This is a genomic window from Micromonospora sp. NPDC049047, from assembly GCF_040649135.1.
Lineage (GTDB): Bacteria > Actinomycetota > Actinomycetes > Mycobacteriales > Micromonosporaceae > Micromonospora.
In genome coordinates, this window is record NZ_JBEZEY010000018.1 from 86,689 (window position 1) to 106,948 (window position 20,260).

Genomic DNA, 20,260 nt, shown 5'->3' on the forward strand with positions numbered 1-20,260 from the left:
GGGTGGGTCGCCGGGGCGCGGGTGACCGACACGCTCAGGCCCGGCCGTTGCGGGTGAGCACGAAGCCCAGCGGGGTGACGCCGGCGGCGCGCAGGCGCTCCACCAGGCGTCGTAGGTCGCTCTGCCGGGTGCGGTCGCGCTCCACGACCACCACCGCGCTGCCCTGCCGGGCGACGGCGACGCCCCGCTCGTCGGACTCGGCGGGTGGGGCGTTGAACAGCACCAGACCGTGATCCGCGCCCTGCCGCCAGGTGCCGAACCGGACGCTGCCCACCCCGACGCTCACCTCGTCCGGGTCGACGACCCGCCCGTTCTCCGGACGGGCGGACGACACCCGGGGCAGCGTCAGGGTGGCGTCCGCCTCGGCGGCCGGGCGGGCGCCGGGCGGATGCGGGGAGGGCCGGCGGGGGGCCGGGGCTTCGGCGGCCGGCGGGCTACCGGCCGGGCGGGGCTTGGGCACCAGCGGTCGGGCCGGGTCGATGGGCAGCCGTCCCCGGTCGGCGAGCACCGTGGCGCGCAGCCGTTCGGTGCGCCCGCTGTCGTCGGCGACGAAGACGTCGCGGCCGTCGGCGGCGAAGGCCACCGCGAGCCCCGCGGTGAGCGCGGTGGCGTCCTCCCGGGCGCTGAGCAGCGCCACCCGGGCGGGCTGGCGGACCCGCTCGGCGACCGCCATCGCCACGTACCTGATGTCGGCGTCGACAGCCCGGGGGCTGCCCCGAAACGCCGGCCGACGTACGGTGCCGAGCAGCGGCAGACCGGTGGCGTCCCGACCGTCGGCGACCGAGCGGACCCGCCGGTCGGTCGACTCCCAGGCGTAGGCGAGCACGATGCCGATCAGCGCGCCACCGAGCAGGCCGGCCACCAGGTAGAGCGGCCGGTGCCCGGCGGAGGTGACAAGCGACTTCTCCGCGGTCTGGGTCACCCAGCCGGGGTTGACGTCGACCGCGGCGATCTCGGTACGCGCGGCGTTGAGCTGGGTGAGCTGGTTGTTGATGCCGGCCAACTCGGCGACCACCGCGTTGCCGGCGGCGGGGTCCTTGGTGGTGACGGCCCGCTTCTGCAGCGCGGCCTGCTGGGCCGCGACCTTGGTGATGCTGGTGTCGTAGGAGCGCAGCATCTCGGCGCGCTGCTGTTCGTACATGGTGCGTCGCACGTCCAGGTAGGTCTGGGCGGCCAGGTTGGCGCCCTGCACCGCCCGGGGCGCAGTGCCCGCCTGGTAGGTGAAGCGCAGGATCTGTCCGCCGGTGGGCACCTCGACCTCGAGCGCGGCGCGGACGTCGCGCGGGCGCCCGCCGGTAGCGGTGGCGAGCCGCTGCACCACCTCGGTGCCGGTGGCGATGCCGCTCTCCACGTTCATGTTGACCGCCCGGTCGGCGCCCGCGCCGCTGGGGGTGAACGCGTCGGTCACCACCGGCCGGACCGCCACCACTGCGTTGGCGGTAAGCGCCGCCGGCACCAGCAGCACGTAACCGAGCGCGGCGAGTAGACCGACCAGTGCCGCCGCGCCGACCAGCCGCAGCCGGTGCATGGGCACCCGCAGCAGGTCGGTCAGGGTCACCGCGCCGGGCGTCGCGGCGGGCGGGCCGTCGGTGGTCCAGGAGCCGGAAGTCGCATCAGTCATGGAACTTCTTCACCGCCTGTTGAGGATTGCCGACGACCACGACGCCGGGTGGGACGTCCGTGCGGACCACAGTGGCCGCACCCACGACGCTGTCCCGGCCGACCCGGACGCCCTTCAACACCAGGGCGTGCGCGCCGACCCACACGTTGTCCTCAAGGACGATCGGGGCACGGGTGGCCGGGCCGGGCGGGGCGTGTCGGTGCGCGGGCGGCAGGTTGTGGAAGTCGTTGTCCAGAAGTTCACAATCCGACAGCAGGCACCGGTCCCCCACCGTGACCGACGTCCAGGTGCCGATCCAGGTGGCGTTGAGCAGACAGTCGGCGCCGACGCGCACCTCGCCGGGGCCCGCGAAGCGGACCAACTTGTTGATCCGGGTGCGGTCGCCGATGGTCACCCGCACGCCCCGGCGCAGCCGGACCCGGCCCCGGATCTCCACGTCCCGGCCGAGCGTCAGCCGCCGGTAGCGGAGCCGGTACCACCCACGTTTGACCGCGAAGACCAGACGCACCGCGCGTCTCGTACGCATGCCAGCGGCGCCGAGCAACGAGCCTCCCCCACGTCACGGGGTCGGCGGCGGTGTGCCCGCCACCGACCCAACGTGAACAATCTACCGACGCTCCGTTACGAACGGTTGACCATTACTGCACGGAGAAGAAGGTCGCAGGGGTGGACCAGGACAACTCGGGCGTAGCGGTGCTGATGACTGTCGCCGTGGTGCCATCGACCGCCATGCTCGGCGAAGCCGTCGGGTCGAACGGCGCACTGCGCAGGGCGCCGTCGGTTCCACCGTAGACGATCCGACCGCCCACCCAGGCCATGCCACGCACTCCGGACCAGGTCACCCCGGTGGTCGGCAGGGTGAACTCGGTGGCGCCGAGGTAGTTGCCGTCGATCTCGAAGTAGCGGTAGTAGAGATTGTTGGCCCCGGTGCGGGTGTAGTAGAGCCGACCGTCGAGGAAGAAGGCACCGGTCAGGATCGCCGGGTTGTACCAGTCGTTGTAGCCGGACGCCTCCCACGACGAGCCGATCGCGCCGCCGTTGAACAGTGAGACGTCGATCCGGCTGCCGGTGGGCGTGCCGGCCACCGTGTGCGACCAGTAGATCCGGTCGTCCACCCGCCACGTCGCGCCGGCCGCCGTGTAGGCCGGCTGGCTGACAGTGGTCGCGGTGCCCAGCGCGGTGCCGTCGAACGGCACCTTCGCCACCGTGCCCGGACCGGTGTTCAGGTAGAGGTTGCCGGTGGTGCCGGAGGGCGGGTTCTTCGGGGTGAAGGTCCGCCCGCCGGCCAGCGGGAACATGCCGAGCCGGCCGTGGTACTCCTCGCCCATGCCATCGGAGTTGTGCCCGAAGTAGAGGCCGTCCGAACCGCGCCAGAGCACCGGCACCGCCGAACCCCAACTGCTGGTGCCGGCGGGCATCGAGGCGCTCCCGCTGCGGCGCGGATTCCAGTTCACCGGCATCCCGGTGGCCGGGGTGACCGCGGCGATGCCGAGCCGGTCGACAGCGCCCGGACCGGCGTTGTCGCTGGCGTTCGGGTTGTTCATCCAGCGGAAGTGCCCGCCCAGGTAGATCACGTTGTCCGCCACCTCGACCGAGGTGATGGTGTCGTTGCCGGTGAAGTCGGTCCAGGTGGCGACCAGGCCGCTGCCCCGCGCGGCGGTCTCGAAACGGACCAGGACGTCGCAGTACGCGGTCGGCCAGCCGCCGCCACCGTTGCTGCCGACGACGAACCAGCTGCCGTCCTCACCGAACTTCACGTCCTGGACGTAGTGCACGAAGGTCGACGGCGACGCGCAGGGCGAGGTGTACTTCTCGGTGCTCCAGTCGAGCAGGGTGGGCGTCGCGGAGACGTCCACAAGCGCGATCTGGTTGCGCGCCACGCCGTTGACGAGCGTGAAGTTGCCGCCGACGACAAGCGTGTTGCCGTCCGGCGCGACATCGAGCGTCCAGACGTACGACGTGGTGCCGTGCCGTCCCACTGTGGCGTCGATGACGAAACTCGGGTCGATCGCGCCGGTTGTCGCGTTGAGCCGGCCGAGACCGACGTGCGCGGTGCCGTTGAGCCAGTTGAACGCGCCGGCCACGTACAACCAGTTGCCGTGCAGCGCCAGGTCGCGGACGGTGCCACCGTCGGAGCGCCCGACCCAGCTGTCGATGGTCGCGCCGGTGGCCGGGTCGAGCGCGACCAGGTTCTTGCGGGAGACACCGTTGACGTTCTTGAAGGTGCCGCCGACGATCAGCGTGCCGCCGGGGCCGGCGACAAGCGTGTTGACCGCGCCGTCGAGCACCGGCAGGAAGGTGGTGGACATGGTGCCGGTGAGCCGGTCGTACGCGAAGAGGTAGCGCTGGGTGACCCAGGCGGAGCTGGCGGTCTGCCGGAGTTGGGTGAAGCTGCCGCCGACGAAGACCGTGTTGCCCACCTGGGCGAAGGCACGGGTCTCACCGTCTCGGGCGTGCGGCGTCACGTCGGCGGGATTGGCCGACACCAGGGTCGCCGTCGCCGGGACCGGCACCACCGCGGCCGACGCGGTGGTGGGTACGCCTAGAACCGCGGCGACGATCGCCAACGCGACCATCCCCGCTCTGATACGACGTCGTCCTGCGAAACGCCACAAGTGCGAGAGTTTGGGCACGCTGCGCCTCCAAGATGGATGAGAACCCGAGGTAGCGTGCCTCGGCCATCTTGGTCAAAGAAATCCGCCGATTGGGCGGTGCATGAATCTGCTAGCCGACAGAACGCCGGGCGGTCGGATGTCCGACCTCCGGCGCCCGGCGTCCTGTCACGGCGCTGAGACGCTCGTCAGCGGCTCCCTCCGGTGGGCTGCCGCAGGTACGGATCCTGCCCGGCCTTCGCGAAGCCGGCCACGGCCGAGGCATCGTGGTTCATCGTCATGTCGCAGGTCGCCGTACGGCTGGTCATGCCCGGTGAGTTGAAGTAGATGGCGGCCTTGATCTTCGGGTGGGCCTTCAGCGCCGCCGGGAAGTCCTGGAACCAGCGCTGCTTGGCCCCCAGGTCCTTGGCGTCGAAGTTGGTGCCGAACTCGGCGAGCATCCGGGGCTTGCCGGCGCCGATGCCGTTGGCGTCCAACCAGTCGTAGAAGCCGCTCACGGTCGTGTTCGGGCTCTTCCACACGGTGCTGCCGTTGCAGACGTGGAAGTTGTACGGGTCGTAGGCCACCCAGTCGACGTACTGGTCACCGGGGTAGAGACCGGCGTACCGGGAGTAGTGCCCGGACCAGCCCATCATCGTCCAGACCCAGACCGCGTTCGTCGCGCCGGCCTTGGCGAACCGCTCGTAGACGTACTTCCAGGCCCGGACGAAGTCGGCGTCGCTGCCCTTGTTCGGCTCGTCCTCCGGCTCGTGGTCGAAGCCCATGAACACCGGCACGCCCGCCGCACGGATCCGGCCCGCGACCGCGTCGATAGTCGCGTCCTGGCGGCCACTGTAGACATCGGACCACTTCAGCGTGGTGCCGGCCGAGAAGTCGCGGGACTCCCAGGCGAAGAACATCAACCGGCCCTCGCGCATCTGCTGCGCCTCGTACTTGTCCGGGAAGGCACCGTTGCTGCCGGCGTTGGAGAAGTCGTGGTAGCGGTGCACGATGTCGAACTTGCGCCCGACCTGCGCCTCCACGTCGGTGACGGCCTTGCCGTGGTCCCAGCCGCCGGCCGCCCCGGCCGGTGAGTACATGCCCCACCAGGCGCCGCAGGACGGGACGAGCTTGTCCGACACGGATCCACACCGGCCGTCCGGGAGGGTGCCGCTCGGACTCGGTGTGGCGGTCCGGCTCGGCGCGATGGTGGCCGACGGCTTCGGCGCGGCGGTGGTCGGCGCGGTGGTCGGCGCGGCGCTCGGCGACGACGCGGGCCGGGTGGTCGTCACTGACGACGGTCGGGTGCCGATGTCGTAGCTGATCACCAGGCTGGGACGCAGGTCCGGGTTGCGGTTCTCGACCGACGCCCAGTAGATCCGGCTCTCCAGACCGGTCTGCGCCAACGCGACGGTCCAGGTGCCGTTGCCGGTGACCAGCTTGGAGATGTCCCACTCGTTGAAGCCCTTGGACACCCCTGTCACGCTGTCCAACGCGGCGCCCACCGGCACCGGGGCCGGCCGCGCCTCGCGGGCGCTCAGCGGCGAGGCGTGCGCCGTCACCGTGGCGTCGAACTTCTGCCAGGCGTGCATCCGCAGCGTCGCCCGCACGTTCACTGCGGCGGCCGGCACCGTGGTCACCGAAAACTCGATGACCGCCTCGCGGCCACCGCGCGGATTGCCCTCGCAGCGCGTCGCGCAGGTGGCAAGCGTCGGCTTGGCGGCGTTGTCGCCGTCCTGCGTCACAGCGGTCGCGGTGGTGTCGGCGCTCGCCCGGATCGACAGATCGTCGCTGGCAAGCAGCGGCATCATCGTCGCCACGATGCCGGCCACCACGGATCCGCCGACCACGCCGACGGCGATCGCCTTGCGCCGTGGTGTGGAGCCTAACCGGGTTATGCGGTGCAGTCCGTGCCTGGTCAAGAAAACTCCCCGTGTGAATGCGTCAGTAACGGTGAGCAGCGTATCGATGGCCGGGACACATCGTGGGGAGGACAGTTTCCCGTAAGCGGGTCTTAACCGTCAGCTAAAGAAGACCGCCGCCGGTCGCCTGTCGCACCGCGTCCCGCATCGCCGCGACCGGCGCGGGCACGCCGGTGAACTGCTCGAACTGCCCGATCGCCTGGGCCAGCAGCAGGTCCAGACCGGACACCACCCGCGCGCCGGCCGCGCCGGCGGCAGCGGCCAGCGGCGTGGGCCACGGGTCGTAGAGCGCGTCGAAGAACACCGCCCCGGCCCGCCAGGCCACCGCGCCGGCCAACGGGTCGGCGACGCCCTTCGGCACTGTGGAGACAGCCAGGTCGGCGGCGGCGAGGTGGCGGTGCGCGGCGGCCCAGTCGGCGGGGATCACTGCCACCCCCAGCACGTCCGCCACCGGCCGCAGCTCGTCGACCGCCGCCGCCCGACGGGCCACCACAGTGACCGAGGAGCAGGCCAACCGCGCGGCGGCGGCGAGCGCGGCGCGGGCCGTGCCGCCCGCACCGAGCACCGTCATGGCGGCACCGGAAACCACCCCGGCTTCGGTGAGCACCCGCACCATGCCGGCGACGTCCGTGTTGTCCGCGTACCAGGAGCCGTCGGCACGGCGTACCAACGTGTTCGCCGCACCGACGGCGACCGCGACCGGCGAGGCGGCGTCGGCCACCGCGAGCGCGGCCTCCTTGCCCGGCATGGTCACCGACAGACCGGCCCAGTCCGGCCCCAGGCCGGCGACCAGATCCGGCAACTCCGCGGCCGCGCACTCGATCCGGGTGTACGACCACCCGGTCAGGCCGGCCGCCGCGTACCCGGCGTTGTGGATCACCGGCGAGAGTGAGTGGGCGATCGGCTTGCCGAGCACCGCGGCCCTACGGGTCGGCACGTCCACCGCCGGTTGTCGTCGCCACGGTGCGCGTCACTGCCCTGCCCTCCCGCGTTCGTCGGATCGGCTGCGTCAGTCGATGATGCCGGCCGCCCGGGCCTTGTCCTTGTTCCGTTCGTGCTGCTCGGGAGTCTCGGCGAACTCGGAGTGACCCTGCTTGTCGACCGCCACGAAGAACAGCCACTTACCCGGCGGCGGATCCATCGCCCCTTCCAGGGCCTCCTTGCCGGGGTTGTTGATCGGCGTCGGGATCATGCCCCGCAGTTTGCGGTTGTACGGGTTCTTCGAGTCGTCCATCTCGGCCGCCGTCATCTGCCTGGACGACTTGGTCGGTTTGCCGATCGACTCCAGGTAGTAGTTGACAGTGACGTCCATCTCCAGGCAGTTGCAGGGGAACTCGCCGTACGCCCGGTTGTACGCCACCCGAGCCACCTTGCCGAGGTCCTCGGCGTTGCCCGCCTCGGCCTGCGCCAACGACGCCACGATCAACGCCTCGTACGGGCTGATGCCCTGCCGTTCCTTCTGCACCGTGTCGGCGAACTTCATCTCGCCGGTCACGGAGAGGAAGCGGTTCACCATCAGCTTGAGGATGCTCTGCGCGGTGGCCTTCGGCGGGATCTCGTACGTGTCCGGGTAGAGGAAGCCCTCGATGGACTTGACGACCTTCTTGCCGTCCTCGCGGGTGAACCACCAGTCCGGCACACCGAGCGCCTCCGGGTCCTTCGCGGCGGTCTGGAAATCCTTGATCGGGATCTTGGTCTTCTCGGAGAGCAGCTTGTAGATGTTCAGGCTGGTGCGACCCTCGGGGATCGTCAACCCGTTGACGATCTTGTTCTTCAGGTCGAGCATCGCGGTGACGGCGCTCTCGCCGCTCATCTGCTTGCGCAGCTTGTACGTGCCCGGCTGGATGTTCTTGCTGCGCGAGTTGGCCTCGGCCGCCTCGATGAACGCCTTCTGGCTCTTCACCACGTCCGCCGCGACGAGGGCCTCCGCCATGTCGGCAATCAGCGCACCGTTCTTGATCTCGACGGTGGCCTCACCGGTCCCGGAGCCGTCATAGTCGGGGGTGACGAAGTAGCTCTGGATGCGGTCGAAGCCGTAGTACGCGCCGCCGCCGATCACGCCCAACAGGACCAGGGCCATCAGCAGCGCCAGGAACGTCTTGCCCCGACCACCGCCGGACCCACCGTTGCGCTTGCGGAAGCTGCGCCGATGCCGGCCCTTCTCCCCCCGCTCCGCCTCGTCGAACCCCAGGTCCAGATCGTCGATCATTTACGTCCGCCTCCGCTGCGCGTCCAGCCAGCTCTGCAGGATCTCCACTGCGGCCGCCTGATCGACAACCGCACGTTGACGTTTACCTCGGACGCCACGCTCGGCAAGCCTACGAGAGGCGACCACCGTCGACATCCTCTCGTCAGTGAGCGTTACCGGCACGGGCGCTATCACATCGACCAGTCGGTCAGCGTACGCCTTCACGTGGACAGCCGCCGGGCCGTGTTTACCGGCGAGATTGACCGGAAGGCCGACGACAACCGCCACGGCTTCATGTTCGGCCACCAGCGCGGCCAACTCGGCGAGATCGCTCGGGACGGCGTCCGGCGCCGCCGTGAGGTCCCGGGCCAGGGTGACCAGGGGCGTAGCCAGGATGCCGTCCGGATCCGAGCGGGACACACCCACCCGCACCTGACCGACGTCGACGCCGATCCGCACACCACGCGTGAGCTCAGCCACCGACGGTCACCACCCGACGGGTACGAACCAGGGCGGGCCAAAAGGCCCGCCCTGACCGACAGTGATCGTCCTTCACGCTTCGGTAATCGCCTTCTCGACGGTGAGCAGCAGGTTCGGTGCCTCGGCCGCCGGCAGTCCGCCGCCCTGGGCCAGGTCGGGGCTGCCCCCGCCACGCCCGGAGAACGCCGCCTTCACCAGCTCCGACGCGGCCAGACCCCGGCTGCGCGCGGCGGCGTTGACCGCCACCACCAGGGACGCCTTGCCGTTCGACCGGGCCGCCACCGCGACCACCGCCGGCCGAGCCGGGTCGATCTTGCCGCGAATCTCCTGGGCCAGGGTCCGCACGTCGTTGCCGGCCGCCCCCTCCGGCGCCTCGGTGCCCACGTACGCGACGCCCCGCACATCCTTGGCCTGCGCCGCGAGCGCCGACGCCCCACCCAGCACCAACTGGGCGCGCAGCTTCTCCAGCTCCTTCTCCGCGTCCCGAAGCTGGGTGACGGTCTGCTCCACCCGGTCGGCGACCTGGTCGTTCGGCACCCGGTACAGCTCGGCCAGCCGGGACACCAGCAGGTGTTCCTTGGCCAGGAAGCCGAAGGCGTCCATGCCGACAAGCGCCTCGACCCGGCGGACACCGGAGCCGATCGACGACTCGGAGAGGATCTTCACGAGGCCGAGCTGGGCCGAGCGGGCCACGTGGGTGCCGCCGCACAGCTCCCGGGCGTAGTCGCCCACCTCGACGACCCGCACCTCCTCGCCGTACTTCTCGCCGAAGAGCGCCATCGCGCCGATCCGCCGCGCCTCGTCCAGCGAGGTGATGAAGGCGTGCACCTCCAGGTCGGCCAGGAGCACCTCGTTCACCTGCTGCTCCACGTCCCGCAGGACGCTCGGCGACACCCCGGTCGGGGTGTTGAAGTCGAACCGGAGCCGACCGGGCGCGTTCAGCGAACCCGCCTGGGTCGCCGACTCGCCGAGGAAGTTCCGCATGGTCTGGTGCACCAGGTGGGTGGCGGTGTGCGAGCGGGAGATCGCCCGCCGCCGCGTGGTGTCGATCTCGGCGTAGCCGGCCTCGCCCGCGCGTACCTCACCCCGGATCACCCGGGCCCGGTGCACGATCAGGCCGGGCACCGGCTGCTGCACGTCGAGCACCTCGACCTGCCCGCCACCCACCGTGATCATGCCCTGGTCGGGCTGCTGGCCACCGCCCTCGGCGTAGAACGGGGTGGTGTCCAGCACCAGCTCGATGGTGTCGCCCTCGGTCGCCGCCTGGCGGGGACCGTCGGCGCCGAGCAGCGCCCGCACCGTCGACTCGCGGGACACCTCGCTGTAGCCGGTGAACGTGACCGGGCCACCCGCGTCGAGCACCGACCGGTACGCCGACAGGTCCACGTGCCCGGTCTTGCGGGCCTGCGCGTCCGCCTTCGCCCGGGTCCGCTGGTCGGCCATCAGCCGCCGGAAGCCCTCGTCGTCGACGGTGAGGCCCTGCTCGGCCGCGATCTCCAGGGTCAGGTCGATCGGGAAACCGTACGTGTCGTGCAGCTGGAACGCCTTCGCCCCGGACAGCGCCGAGCCGCCCGCGGTGCGGGTCTCCGCGATCGCGGTGTCCAGGATCGTGGTGCCGGCCCGCAGGGTGGACAGGAACGCCTCCTCCTCCGCGTACGCGTAGTCCGCGATCCGGTCGAAGTCGGTCGCCAGCTCCGGGTACGACGGGGCCATGCAGTCCCGCGCCACCGGCAGCAGCTCGGGCAGCGCCCGGTCCTGCCAGCCGAGCAGCCGGATCGACCGGATCGCCCGGCGCATGATCCGGCGCAGCACGTAGCCGCGGCCCTCGTTGCTCGGGGTCACCCCGTCGCCGATCAGCATCAGCGCCGTACGGACGTGATCGGCGATCACCCGCAGCCGGACGTCGTCCGGGTGCGACTCGCTCGCCACGTGCCCGGAGTGCGCGCCATAGCGCTTACCGGTCAGCTCGGCCGCCCGCGCCAGGATCGGCTGGACCTCGTCGATCTCGTAGAGGTTGTCGACGCCCTGCAGGATCGAGGCCATCCGTTCCAGGCCCATGCCGGTGTCGATGTTCTTTGCCGGCAGGTCACCCAGGATCGGATAGTCCTCCTTGGTGGTGCCCGGGCCCCGCTCGAACTGCATGAAGACCAGGTTCCAGTACTCCATGTAGCGGTCCTCGTCGACCGCCGGGCCGCCCGAGCGGCCGTACTCCGGGCCCCGGTCGTAGAACAGCTCCGACGACGGACCGCACGGCCCGGGAATGCCCATCGACCAGAAGTTGTCCGCCTTGCCCCGGCGGACGATCCGCTCGGCCGGCACCCCCACCGACCGCCAGATCTCGTACGCCTCGTCGTCGTCGAGGTAGATCGTCGGCCAGATCCGCTCCGGATCCAGGCCGTAACCACCCTCGGCGATCGGCTTCGTGGACAACTCCCAGGCCAGTGGGATCGCGCCGGCCTTGAAGTAGTCACCGAAGGAGAAGTTGCCGTTCATCTGGAAGAACGTGCCGTGCCGGCTGGTCTTGCCGACCTCGTCGATGTCCGGGGTGCGGATGCACTTCTGCACACTCACCGCCCGCTGGTACGGGGGCGTCTGCTGACCGAGGAAGTACGGCACGAACTGCACCATGCCGGCGTTGACGAACAGCAGGTTCGGGTCGCTGATGGCGGGCAGCGGAGCGGACGGCACCACGGTGTGGCCATTCGCCTCGAAGTGCGCGAGGTACCGCCGCTTGATCTCCGCCGTCTTCATCGCTGGTGTTCCTCCGGGAAAATTTCTCGATCGCCGATCCGCGGGTCTTCCCGCAGCTCAGCGAACTGATCGTCGAACGCCTCGCCCTGGGCGAAGGCCTGGTGGATCTCCTGCTCGCGCTCGGCCATCCCGACCCGGACGTCCTCCACGAAGCTACGCAACGACTCGACGAGCCCGCCAGCGGATTCCGTCAGCGAGCTGGCGATGCCGGCCGGCGTGTACGCCTGCGCGGTCCGGGTCGCCTTGCGGACCACGATCACCCCGACAGCCACCCCGATGCCGAGCCAGAACAAGCGCCTCATGTCTCGCTACCTCCTGCTGCGCCGGCCGGTCAGCTGTTGCCGCGCCGCGCGGCCCGGCGCTGCTGCTTGATGGTGTCGCGTACCTCGCGCTCGGTCTCGGCGTGCCGGCGACCGGCGGCGGCCTTGCGCACGCCGTAACCGAACGCGGCCACCTTCACCAGCGGGTTCGCGGCGGCGGCGGAGACCACGGTGGCCAGGTTGGCGACGTTGGCGGTGACGTTCTGCGCGTGGCTGGTCATGGTGTCGACCTTCGCCAGCTGGAGGTTCACGCCGTCGAGCGAGATCTGCACCTGCTCCAGCGCGGTGTTGACGTTCTTCACAGTGGTGTTCACGTCACCGAGCAGCGGCGCCGTCCGATCGTTCAGATCGTTGATCATCCGGGTGGTGGCGTCCACCGTGTGGCGCAGCCGCAGGATGGGCAGCGTCAGGATGAGCACCAGCACCGCGAACGCGCTTGCCGCGATCAGCGCCGCGATAGCTCCAATGTCGCCCACGCCTGTCCTCCTCAAGCAGAGTTCCGCAGGACCCGACGTCCCCGGAACGCAGAACCATGGCACCCGTACCGGCCGGCACGCCGTCGGCGTTCAGCGGTAGCGGGCGAGCCCGCCAGCCCCAGACCCTACCGTCCGTGATGGAGACCGGCTCACGACGGTGAGGGGGTCAGCTCACCCAGCGGATCCCCGCTGACCGTCGGGAACGGGTCCTCTCCGGTAAGTGACGGGTCGGTGGTCGGCTGCGGCCTGGTCCGCTCATCGTCGATCGCGTTGCGTACCTTCACCGACACCAACGAGCCGGTGCACTCCGTCGCAGCGGCCGACGGGTCGGCGGACGGCACGACGGCCGGCTCACCGTCGACCGGCGGCGGCACGCACGTCGGCTCGCGTACCCACAGGTCCAGGGTCAACTCGTCGCGACGCCAGCAGGTGTAGCTGCCCTTCGTCTTCTGCTCCGGGCACCGGCTCACCTGCCACGGCCGCCAGCCGTCCTGACGCAGCGCGTCCTCGTAGACCCGCGCCGTGTCCTGCGGCGACTTCTCCGAGGTGACGGTGCGCTCCCGCAGCCGGCAGTCGAGCAGGCACCACCGGCTGCCGCTGACGTCGTCGACCGTCTTGGCGGCGGCCCAGCCGGGCACGTTCAGTTGATCCAGGTTGTCGAAGACCGGGTCACGGCTCAGCGTCCGGATGCCGAAGAAGAGCGGCACCGCACCGAGCAGCACGACGCTCACCACCACCAGCACCGCCGCCCGGAGTCGACGGCGCTCCCGCAACTGGCGGCGCAACTCGGACCGGGCACCCGGCTTGGCGTCCTCGGGCGGGTCCTGCCCGGCGGCGCGCAGCGCGGGCGGACCGGCCTGCTCACCTGCCGGCCGGTCCACCGGGCCGACCGGGGCCGGCACGGCGGCGGCGGCACGAGCCACCCCGACGGGCTCGCCGGGGCGGCCGGGCGGTGGCACCGGGGCGACGCCGCTCGGGTCGGCGCGGCCGGGCTCCCGGTGTGGCGGCAGGGCACGTCCCGCGGCACGGTCGCCGGGCGCGGGTCGCCCGCCCGGTGCGCCACCTCGCGCCGGGGAGCCGGGGCCGGCAGCCGGCTCACCGTGCCCCCGGTCGTCGGTGAGGGGCGGTTGCGCGCCGCCGGGTGGGCGCACGGCGGCACGCGCCGGACCATCCGGGCGCGTCCGCGGCGGGCCGTCCACACCCGCCGCGGCGACGGCACGAGCCGGGCCGTCCACACCCGGTGCGACGGCGGCGCGCGCCGGGCCGTCCGGGCGGGCTGTCGCCTCGCTGCCCGGGGCGGGGCGGGGCGGGGCCTCGGCGTCCCGGCGTCCGGCGCCGGGGACCGCTGCCCCGCCCGGGATCGGTCGCGCCCGCCCGGGTGGGGCGGAGCGGGCGGCGCCGCGCACCGGTGCGCCGGGACCGCCGCCGGGCGCGGGTCGTCCGCTGGCGTAGGGGTCATCGTCGCGGTCGTTCGCCGGGCCGGGTCGCCCCCGGCCGTCCGGGCCGGGTTCGGCGGGCGGTCGGCGTCGTCGGGCTGTCGCGTCCGGCGGGGGCGTCGCGTCCGGGCCGGGCATGCCCGCCGGCCGGGCGCGCCCGCCGGTGGTGTCGGGGCCGGGCGCCGCTGCGCCCCGGCCACGGTTGGGACGACCACCGGACGTCGGCGGATGGGGCAGCGCCTGCTCTCCGGGGCTGCCCGCCGTGGCAGGTCGGCTGGCCCGACGACCGGTGGGGCCCTCCGCACCGGGGTCGGCCGGCGGGCCGGCGGGCCGGCGGGCGGTGGTGCGCGCCGCGGCCGGGTCGGGCACGCCGAGGCGACCCGACGCGTGATCGACGAGTTCGCCCGCGTCGCCGGTCGGTGCCGGACGGCGACCCGTGGCCGGCGGGGTGCCGCCGCGAGGGTTTACCACGGGCAGGCCGGGGTCGGTGTGCGGCAGGCGGCCGGCCTGGCGCAGCCAGTCGGCGGGTCGTTCGGGGCGGTCCGCCCGGGGTTCGCCGCCGGCCGGCGTCCGTCGCTCCGGCTCGGCCGTCCGTCGCTCCGGCTCGTCGGCGACGGCCCGGCGACGGCCGGTGCCGTCGGCCGTCCCGATGGTGGGCGTGGCACCGCTGTGCGCCCCGGTGGCCGGGGGCACCGGCGGGGCGTTGCCCGTGCGGGGCACCACGGGCTCGTCGGGTTCGGCGGCACGGCGACGGCCGGCGGCCGGGCGGGAGCGCTCGGCGGGACGACGGTCGGTGGGCTCCGGTGCGCCCGGGTCGACCGGACCCGGGCGACGCCGCGCGGTACGCGGGTCACGGTCGATGGCGGGGTCGGGTCGCAGGCCGTCCCCGGCCGGTGGCGCGGACGGCCCGCCGGCCAGGTTCGCCGGACCGGCGGCGGCCGACGCTTCGGCGGCCCGGGCCGGATCGGGCGCCGATCCGACCCGTCGAGCGGCGGACGTTCCCGCGGCCGGGGGCAGTGCACGACCGGGCTCGGTGGGCTCCGGAACAGGTCGTCGACCCGGCGGGCCGGCGTCCGGACGGCGCAGGGGCGGCATCGCTTCGGGCCGACCCCCGGCTGCGGCGGCGTCCGGATGGCGACCCGGCGCAACGGCGGCGTCCGGCCGCCGACCGGTCGGAGCGCCAGAGGTCGGCGGGCCCCCGGCCGGGCCGGGGGGAGTCGTCGCCGGACGGGGACGGGTCGGGCCGCCGGGCCCGCCGGGTGTGGCGCGAGGCACCGGCGGGTTGGCGGGGTCGCCGACCGGACGGGCGGCGGGGGGTGCCGGCGGTACGGCGGCACGGGCAGCGGGTGCCGGCTGCACGCCGCGGCGCGCGGGCTGGCCCGGGCCGGGGGCCGCGGCAGGTGGTCGAGCGTCCGGGCGACGGCCCGCTGGCGGCACGTCCCCCGGCCAGGGGCTGTCGTCCGGTCGACGCCCGGCGGCACCACCACCTGGGCCACTCTGGCGCGGGGCAGGCGGTACCGCGGCCGTCGGGGGCACCGGCGCACGCGCCCCGGCCGGCTCGCCCGGCGCACCCGGCCGCGGCCCGACCGGCTCCACCGGCGGGCCACCCTGGGGACGGTTGGGTGCCGCCGGTGCACCGTCCGGACCCAGTTCGCCGCGTTGCTGCTTGGCCGAACGGAGGTCGTCGATCCAGCCGAACTCCTCGCCGGCGACCGGCTCCTCCGGCTCGGTCTCGGCCGCCCGGCCCCGACCCCACCGGCGCGTCTTGGCGCGGGGATCGCGCCGCTCGTCCGGGCCCTCGTCCGGGCGGTCCCCACCACGCGATCTCACTGTTGACCCTCTCCTGCGGCGTCAGCGCCGCTGTCCTGCGTCGTGCCGGAGGTGCCCGCGCCCGTCGTCGCGCGGTCGTTCTCATCAGGAAGCGCGGACGCCGTCCGTGGTGTTACCGGCGGCTCGGCTGTCGGAGTGTCCGGACGGGTGGCCGGGGCCGGCAGGCCACGCACGATCCGGCGCAGCACCGGCAGCCGGGTGGCCACCGACCGTTCCGCGCCGTGCGGGCTGGGCTGGTAGTAGTCGATGCCGACCAGGTCGTCCGGCACGTACTGCTGGGTGAGCACGCCGCGCTTGTCGTCGTGCGGGTAGCGGTAACCCGTGCCGTGGCCCAGGCCGCGGGCGCCGGAATAGTGCGCGTCGCGCAGCCCGCGCGGCACCGGGCCGCCCCGACCGGCCCGGACGTCGGCGATCGCGGCCCCGATGGCGGTGGTGGCCGAGTTGGACTTGGGGGCGGTGGCCAGGTGGATCACCGCCTGGGCCAGGTTGAGCTGCGCTTCGGGCAGCCCCACGTACTCGACGGCGTGGGCGGCGGCGGTGGCGACGCTCAACGCGGTGGGGTCGGCCATGCCCACGTCCTCGCTGGCGAAGATGACCAGGCGGCGGGCGATGAACCGGGCGTCCTCGCCGGCGACAAGCATGCGGGCCAGCCAGTGCACCGCGGCGTCGACGTCCGAGCCGCGCATGCTCTTGATGAAGGCGCTGACCACGTCGTAGTGGGCGTCGCCGTCGCGGTCGTAGCGCACCGCCGCGACGTCGACGGCCTGTTCGGCGGTGGCGAGGTCGATCCGTCCGCCGCCGACCGCCGTGGCGGAGGCCGCCGCCGCCTCCAGCGCGGTGAGCGCCTTGCGGACGTCACCGGCGGCGAGCCGGACCAGGTGGTCCTCGGCCTCGGCGGCCAGGGTGAGCCCGCCGTCCAGGCCGCGCTTGTCGGCGACCGCGCGGCGCAGCAGGCCCCGGACCGCCTCGTCGTCGAGCGGTTGCAGGGTGAGCAGCACGCACCGCGACAGCAGCGGCGAGATGATCGAGAAGTACGGGTTTTCGGTGGTCGCCGCCAGCAACGTGACGGTGCGGTCCTCGACCGCGGCGAGCAGCGAATCCTGTTGGGTCTTGCTGAACCGGTGCACCTCGTCGATGAAGAGCACGGTCTGCGGGCCGCCCGCGCGGCGCTGGCGACGGGCCGCCTCGATCACCGCCCGGACGTCCTTGACGCCGGCGGAGAGCGCCGACATGGCGACGAAGCGGCGGTCGGTCGCCCCGGCCACCAGGTGCGCGATTGTGGTCTTGCCGCTGCCGGGCGGACCCCAGAGGATCACCGACATCGGGGCGCCGCCGGAGACCAGTTGCCGCAGGGGGGCACCGGGGGCGAGCAGGTGGTCCTGCCCGACCAACTCGTCGAGGGTTGCCGGGCGCATCCGGACGGGCAGGGGCGAATCGTCGGCCACCGCGGTGAAGCCGTCGACGCCGGCAGGACCGTCGGGCGCGCTACGCGCCCCGGCGGGTTCACCGAGAGAGAAAAGGGCGTCGGACTCCATCACGAAGACAGTACCGGGCCGGGCCCACGGGGCCGGAATCGCGCCGTGGGCCCGCCACCGGTGATCGGTTCCGGTCAGCCACGACCGGGGCGCCGGCCCCGGTACCAGCGGCCGCCGCCACCGCCGCGCGGGCCGCTGCCGACGCCGGCCAGGTAGAGCGAGAGCAGGAGGAGACCGATGAGCACGAGCGTGTTCCAGTTGAACAGGTCCGGTGCTCCGAAGTCGGTGTTGAGCAGGTCGAGCAGCAGCGCGAAGCCAAAGACGATAGCCGCGAGAATGGCGAGCATGTCGGTCCTCCGGTGGGGGTTCCCAGTAGGTCGGCGCGAGATGTACCCAATCGGTCGGCTCGTCAATCTCCACGATGGATGGGGTCGCATCGCCCCAGGCCGGCGCGGGCGTTGCGGCAGCTGCTCCTAGGCTGGTGTCCATGATCATCGACGACCAGGTGCTCCTGGGACGGAGCGCCGTCCTGGCCACCGTCGGCCACCACCCGTTCGCCCGGCACGCGCTCCCGCGCAGCGCGCCGGTGCGCGCGTACCGGCGTGCCGGTGCCGTGCTGTGGCAGGTGCCGCCCGAGCACGGACCGGCCGGCTGCGCGATCGGCCCGGCCGAACCGGCGCTGGAGATCTGTGTCGCGCTCGCCGCCGACGGGATGCTGCACCCGGGACAGCGGCTGCACCTGCCCCGGCACGATCGCGCGCTGTCGGCCGACCGGCTGGCGGTTGCCGAACACAGCGACTGGGACTTCCACTGGACCACCGCGCCACCACCGGCCCAGCCGGACGAGCAGCCGGTCGTCCGCCTCACCGACGCCGACCGGCCGGAGCTGGCCGCGCTGGTCGAGGAGGCGTTCCCCGCCAGCACCTCCCGCCCCGGCGACCCCCGGGTGCTCGACTGGTACGGCATCCGGGTCGGCGACCGGTTGGTGGCGTGCGGCGCGGACCGCAGCCAGGGCGACATCGGTTTCCTCGCCGGCCTGACCGTCGCACCCGACCAGCGGGGGCGGGGGCTGGGCGCGTCCCTGACCGCCGGGATGACCCGGGCGCTGCTGGCCCGCCACGACACCGTGGGGCTCGGTGTCTACACGCACAACGTCGGTGCGGCCCGGCTCTACCGTCGGCTCGGCTTCACCGACACTCTCCCGCTCAGCTCGGTCCGCCTCGCCTGACCGGCGTTCCGGCCGGTCCGGCGAGGGGTCTTCGCTAACGGTCGACGGCGGGTACCGGGACCGCGGTCGGCTCGACGGCGGGTGTGGCCCGACGCCCGGCCCGCCAGGCGGGCAGGTAGAGCGGGGCGGCGACGGCAAGCACCACCGCGCCGACCACCATCGCGGCGCTGACGCTGGCGGCGGCGGCGATCGCGGTCAGGACCACCCCGCCGAGCGCGGCGGCCGGTGCCGACATCATCGAGTTCAGGGAGAGCACGCTGGTCCGGTACGGGCCGTCGACCTGTCGGTGCAACAGGCCACTGTGCAACGGGTTGGACGCGCCGTGCACGGCGTAGCAGGCCAGGTAGGCCGCCAACACTCCGACCGGGCCGGCGAACAGCCCCATCCCGACCACCGTCACACCCTGCAGGATGCGCAGCAGGGCGGCGCCGGGCGCGGCGCCCAGCCAGCGCAGCAGCAGCGGGGTCAGTGCCGCGCCGGCAGCCGAGGCGAGCCAGGCGGCCGAACTGGCCGGTCCGAGCAGCGCCGCGGCGCGGTCCGGGTTGCCGATCACCTCGGCGAGCCGGATCGGCAGCAGGGACTCGAAGGTGACCATGCCGAAGCCCCAGAACAGCTCCACCGCGACCAGGGCCAGCAGCACCCGGGAGCGACGCAGCAGCCCGACCGCCTCGCCGATCATCCGGGGCGCCTGGACCACCGAGGCCCGCACCGCCGCGAACCCGGTGGCCGGCCGCTGCTCGACAAGCAGGACGAGCAGGGCGACAAGCGCGACCGCCTGCGCGACGATCGCGGCCAGCACGGGCACGGTGAGTGCGCTGACCGGCCCGATCCGGCCCAGGGCGACAAGGCCACCGCTGAGCAGCGCACCGGCGCCGATGGCCGCGCCACTGACCGCGCCGGCGTGCCCGAGGCCCCGCTCGTACTCCGCGCTCGGGTCGGCGGCCAGTGTGGCGTCGACGTACCAGGACTCCAGCGGGCCGCTGTCCAGGGCCCGGTAGATCCCCTGCACGGCGTAGACCAGGAAGAACATCCAGAACGAGTCGGCCACCGCGAACAGCGACAGCGAGACGAGGCTGAGCGTCCCGGCGACGATCAACACGGGACGGCGGCCGAGGGCGTCGGCGAGCCCGCCGGTGGGCAGCTCCAGCATCAGCACCAGCAACCCCTGGGCGGTGAAGGCCAGGCCGATCTGCGGCAGCGACAGGCCCCGCTCCTGCATCAGCAGGACCATCACCGGGATCAGCAGACCCGTGGGCAGCCAGCGCAGGCCATAGAGCGTCAGGTAGCGATGCCGGACCTGACGGACGGAGAGCGTGCTCACCCTGCTCGCGCTCACCATCGCTCGTCCAGGCGCGGGAAGCCGGCCAGGAACACGTGCACGGGCTTGACGTCCGGGGCGTCGACGACGGCGTCGTCGCGGTAGCGCAGCAGCACCGCCCACAGGTCGTCGCTGAGCGCACGCAGTCGGGCCGGGTCGAGCGGCAACACCAGGTCACTCATGCCGGCGGCGTCGCGCCAGGAACGGGACTGGGTGTGCTCGACGGCCATCCACCGCTCGGCCAGCTCGGCCATCAGCCGCACCTGGTCGGTCTGGATCCACTGCACCGCGGCGCGGGCGTCCGGATCGTCGTCGAAGTCGGTGGGCTCGAAGTGACTCATGTCGTGCGCGGCCTGCCACCAGCGCTGCCGACCGGTGCCCCGGTCGGGATCCTCGGCCACCAGCCCCACCTCGGCGAGCTGCCGCAGGTGATAGCTGGTCGCGCCGGTGTTGGTGCCCAACTTCTCGGCGAGGGCCGTCGCGGTCGCCGGGCCGTCGATTCGCAGCGAGCCGAGCAGCCGCATCCGCAGCGGGTGGGCCAGCACCCGGACCTGTCGCGCGTCCAGATCGACGCGGCGGGGCTCGGCGCGCTTGCCGGGTGGGGAGTTCTCCATGCCTGCACAC

General features: G+C 72.9%; 16 protein-coding genes. 1 reads left to right on the plus strand and 15 read right to left on the minus strand.

Going from position 1 to position 20,260, the window contains the following annotated elements; all coding sequences use genetic code 11:
• Positions 1-34: 34 nt before the first annotated feature.
• From AB0B86_RS24790 to AB0B86_RS24850, 13 genes are all read right to left on the minus strand, one after another.
• Positions 35-1,621, minus strand: a complete 1,587-nt coding sequence (locus tag AB0B86_RS24790) for a lipopolysaccharide biosynthesis protein (RefSeq protein ID WP_357411612.1) — start codon at positions 1,619-1,621, stop codon at positions 35-37.
• Positions 1,614-2,147, minus strand: a complete 534-nt coding sequence (locus tag AB0B86_RS24795) for a DapH/DapD/GlmU-related protein (protein WP_357411613.1) — start codon at positions 2,145-2,147, stop codon at positions 1,614-1,616. Before AB0B86_RS24795 ends, AB0B86_RS24790 begins: the two co-directional genes overlap by 8 nt.
• A gap of 112 nt (positions 2,148-2,259) precedes the next feature.
• A complete protein-coding gene (locus AB0B86_RS24800; protein WP_357411625.1) occupies positions 2,260-4,209 on the minus strand; it encodes a hypothetical protein in 1,950 nt (649 codons plus the stop codon).
• A 212-nt stretch (positions 4,210-4,421) separates the two neighbouring features.
• Positions 4,422-6,134: a glycosyl hydrolase gene (locus tag AB0B86_RS24805; protein WP_357411614.1), complete on the minus strand. Its 1,713-nt coding sequence runs from the start codon at positions 6,132-6,134 to the stop codon at positions 4,422-4,424.
• Positions 6,135-6,237: 103 nt separating this feature from the next.
• Positions 6,238-7,050 carry a shikimate dehydrogenase gene (locus AB0B86_RS24810; RefSeq protein WP_357411626.1) on the minus strand — a complete coding sequence of 271 codons (813 nt, stop codon included), beginning with the start codon at positions 7,048-7,050 and terminating at the stop codon, positions 6,238-6,240.
• Between the two features lie 93 nt (positions 7,051-7,143).
• Positions 7,144-8,343, minus strand: coding sequence for an endolytic transglycosylase MltG (mltG, locus tag AB0B86_RS24815; protein ID WP_357411615.1), 1,200 nt, complete (start codon positions 8,341-8,343; stop codon positions 7,144-7,146).
• Positions 8,344-8,802 (minus strand): Holliday junction resolvase RuvX, encoded by a 459-nt coding sequence (gene ruvX / locus AB0B86_RS24820; RefSeq protein WP_357411616.1) that lies wholly within the window; start codon positions 8,800-8,802, stop codon positions 8,344-8,346. It lies immediately after the preceding gene.
• Between the two features lie 72 nt (positions 8,803-8,874).
• The gene (alaS, locus tag AB0B86_RS24825) at positions 8,875-11,553 is read right to left on the minus strand and encodes an alanine--tRNA ligase (protein ID WP_357411617.1); all 2,679 of its coding nucleotides are present in this window, start codon (positions 11,551-11,553) and stop codon (positions 8,875-8,877) included.
• Positions 11,550-11,855: a hypothetical protein gene (locus tag AB0B86_RS24830; RefSeq protein ID WP_357411618.1), complete on the minus strand. Its 306-nt coding sequence runs from the start codon at positions 11,853-11,855 to the stop codon at positions 11,550-11,552. Before AB0B86_RS24830 ends, alaS begins: the two co-directional genes overlap by 4 nt.
• 29 nt (positions 11,856-11,884) lie before the next feature.
• Positions 11,885-12,349 (minus strand): DUF948 domain-containing protein, encoded by a 465-nt coding sequence (locus AB0B86_RS24835; protein ID WP_124823092.1) that lies wholly within the window; start codon positions 12,347-12,349, stop codon positions 11,885-11,887.
• 149 nt (positions 12,350-12,498) lie between these two features.
• Positions 12,499-13,191: a hypothetical protein gene (locus AB0B86_RS24840; protein ID WP_357411627.1), complete on the minus strand. Its 693-nt coding sequence runs from the start codon at positions 13,189-13,191 to the stop codon at positions 12,499-12,501.
• Positions 13,192-15,611: 2,420 nt separating this feature from the next.
• Positions 15,612-17,150 (minus strand): replication-associated recombination protein A, encoded by a 1,539-nt coding sequence (locus AB0B86_RS24845; RefSeq protein WP_357413239.1) that lies wholly within the window; start codon positions 17,148-17,150, stop codon positions 15,612-15,614.
• Positions 17,151-17,224: 74 nt separating this feature from the next.
• Positions 17,225-17,437: a hypothetical protein gene (locus tag AB0B86_RS24850; protein WP_007458297.1), complete on the minus strand. Its 213-nt coding sequence runs from the start codon at positions 17,435-17,437 to the stop codon at positions 17,225-17,227.
• A 140-nt stretch (positions 17,438-17,577) separates the two neighbouring features.
• Between AB0B86_RS24850 and AB0B86_RS24855 the strand changes: the two genes are divergently transcribed.
• Complete coding sequence (locus tag AB0B86_RS24855) at positions 17,578-18,318, plus strand: GNAT family N-acetyltransferase (protein WP_357413237.1); 741 nt, start codon at positions 17,578-17,580, stop codon at positions 18,316-18,318.
• A gap of 34 nt (positions 18,319-18,352) precedes the next feature.
• Here AB0B86_RS24855 and AB0B86_RS24860 read toward each other — a convergent pair whose 3' ends face one another.
• Positions 18,353-19,639, minus strand: a complete 1,287-nt coding sequence (locus AB0B86_RS24860) for an MFS transporter (RefSeq protein WP_357419893.1) — start codon at positions 19,637-19,639, stop codon at positions 18,353-18,355.
• A gap of 11 nt (positions 19,640-19,650) precedes the next feature.
• On the minus strand, positions 19,651-20,250 hold the full coding sequence (locus tag AB0B86_RS24865; protein WP_357413235.1) for a helix-turn-helix domain-containing protein: 600 nt from the start codon (positions 20,248-20,250) through the stop codon (positions 19,651-19,653).
• Positions 20,251-20,260 lie beyond the last annotated feature (10 nt).

Coding starts and splice junctions, on each gene's coding strand:
- AB0B86_RS24790 (WP_357411612.1), bottom strand. CDS start 1,621: ATGACTGATGCGACTTCCGGCTCCTGGACCACCGACGGCCCGCCCGCC.
- AB0B86_RS24795 (WP_357411613.1), bottom strand. CDS start 2,147: ATGCGTACGAGACGCGCGGTGCGTCTGGTCTTCGCGGTCAAACGTGGG.
- mltG (WP_357411615.1), bottom strand. CDS start 8,343: ATGATCGACGATCTGGACCTGGGGTTCGACGAGGCGGAGCGGGGGGAG.
- alaS (WP_357411617.1), bottom strand. CDS start 11,553: ATGAAGACGGCGGAGATCAAGCGGCGGTACCTCGCGCACTTCGAGGCG.
- AB0B86_RS24830 (WP_357411618.1), bottom strand. CDS start 11,855: ATGAGGCGCTTGTTCTGGCTCGGCATCGGGGTGGCTGTCGGGGTGATC.
- AB0B86_RS24845 (WP_357413239.1), bottom strand. CDS start 17,150: ATGGAGTCCGACGCCCTTTTCTCTCTCGGTGAACCCGCCGGGGCGCGT.
- AB0B86_RS24850 (WP_007458297.1), bottom strand. CDS start 17,437: ATGCTCGCCATTCTCGCGGCTATCGTCTTTGGCTTCGCGCTGCTGCTC.
- AB0B86_RS24855 (WP_357413237.1), top strand. CDS start 17,578: ATGATCATCGACGACCAGGTGCTCCTGGGACGGAGCGCCGTCCTGGCC.
- AB0B86_RS24865 (WP_357413235.1), bottom strand. CDS start 20,250: ATGGAGAACTCCCCACCCGGCAAGCGCGCCGAGCCCCGCCGCGTCGAT.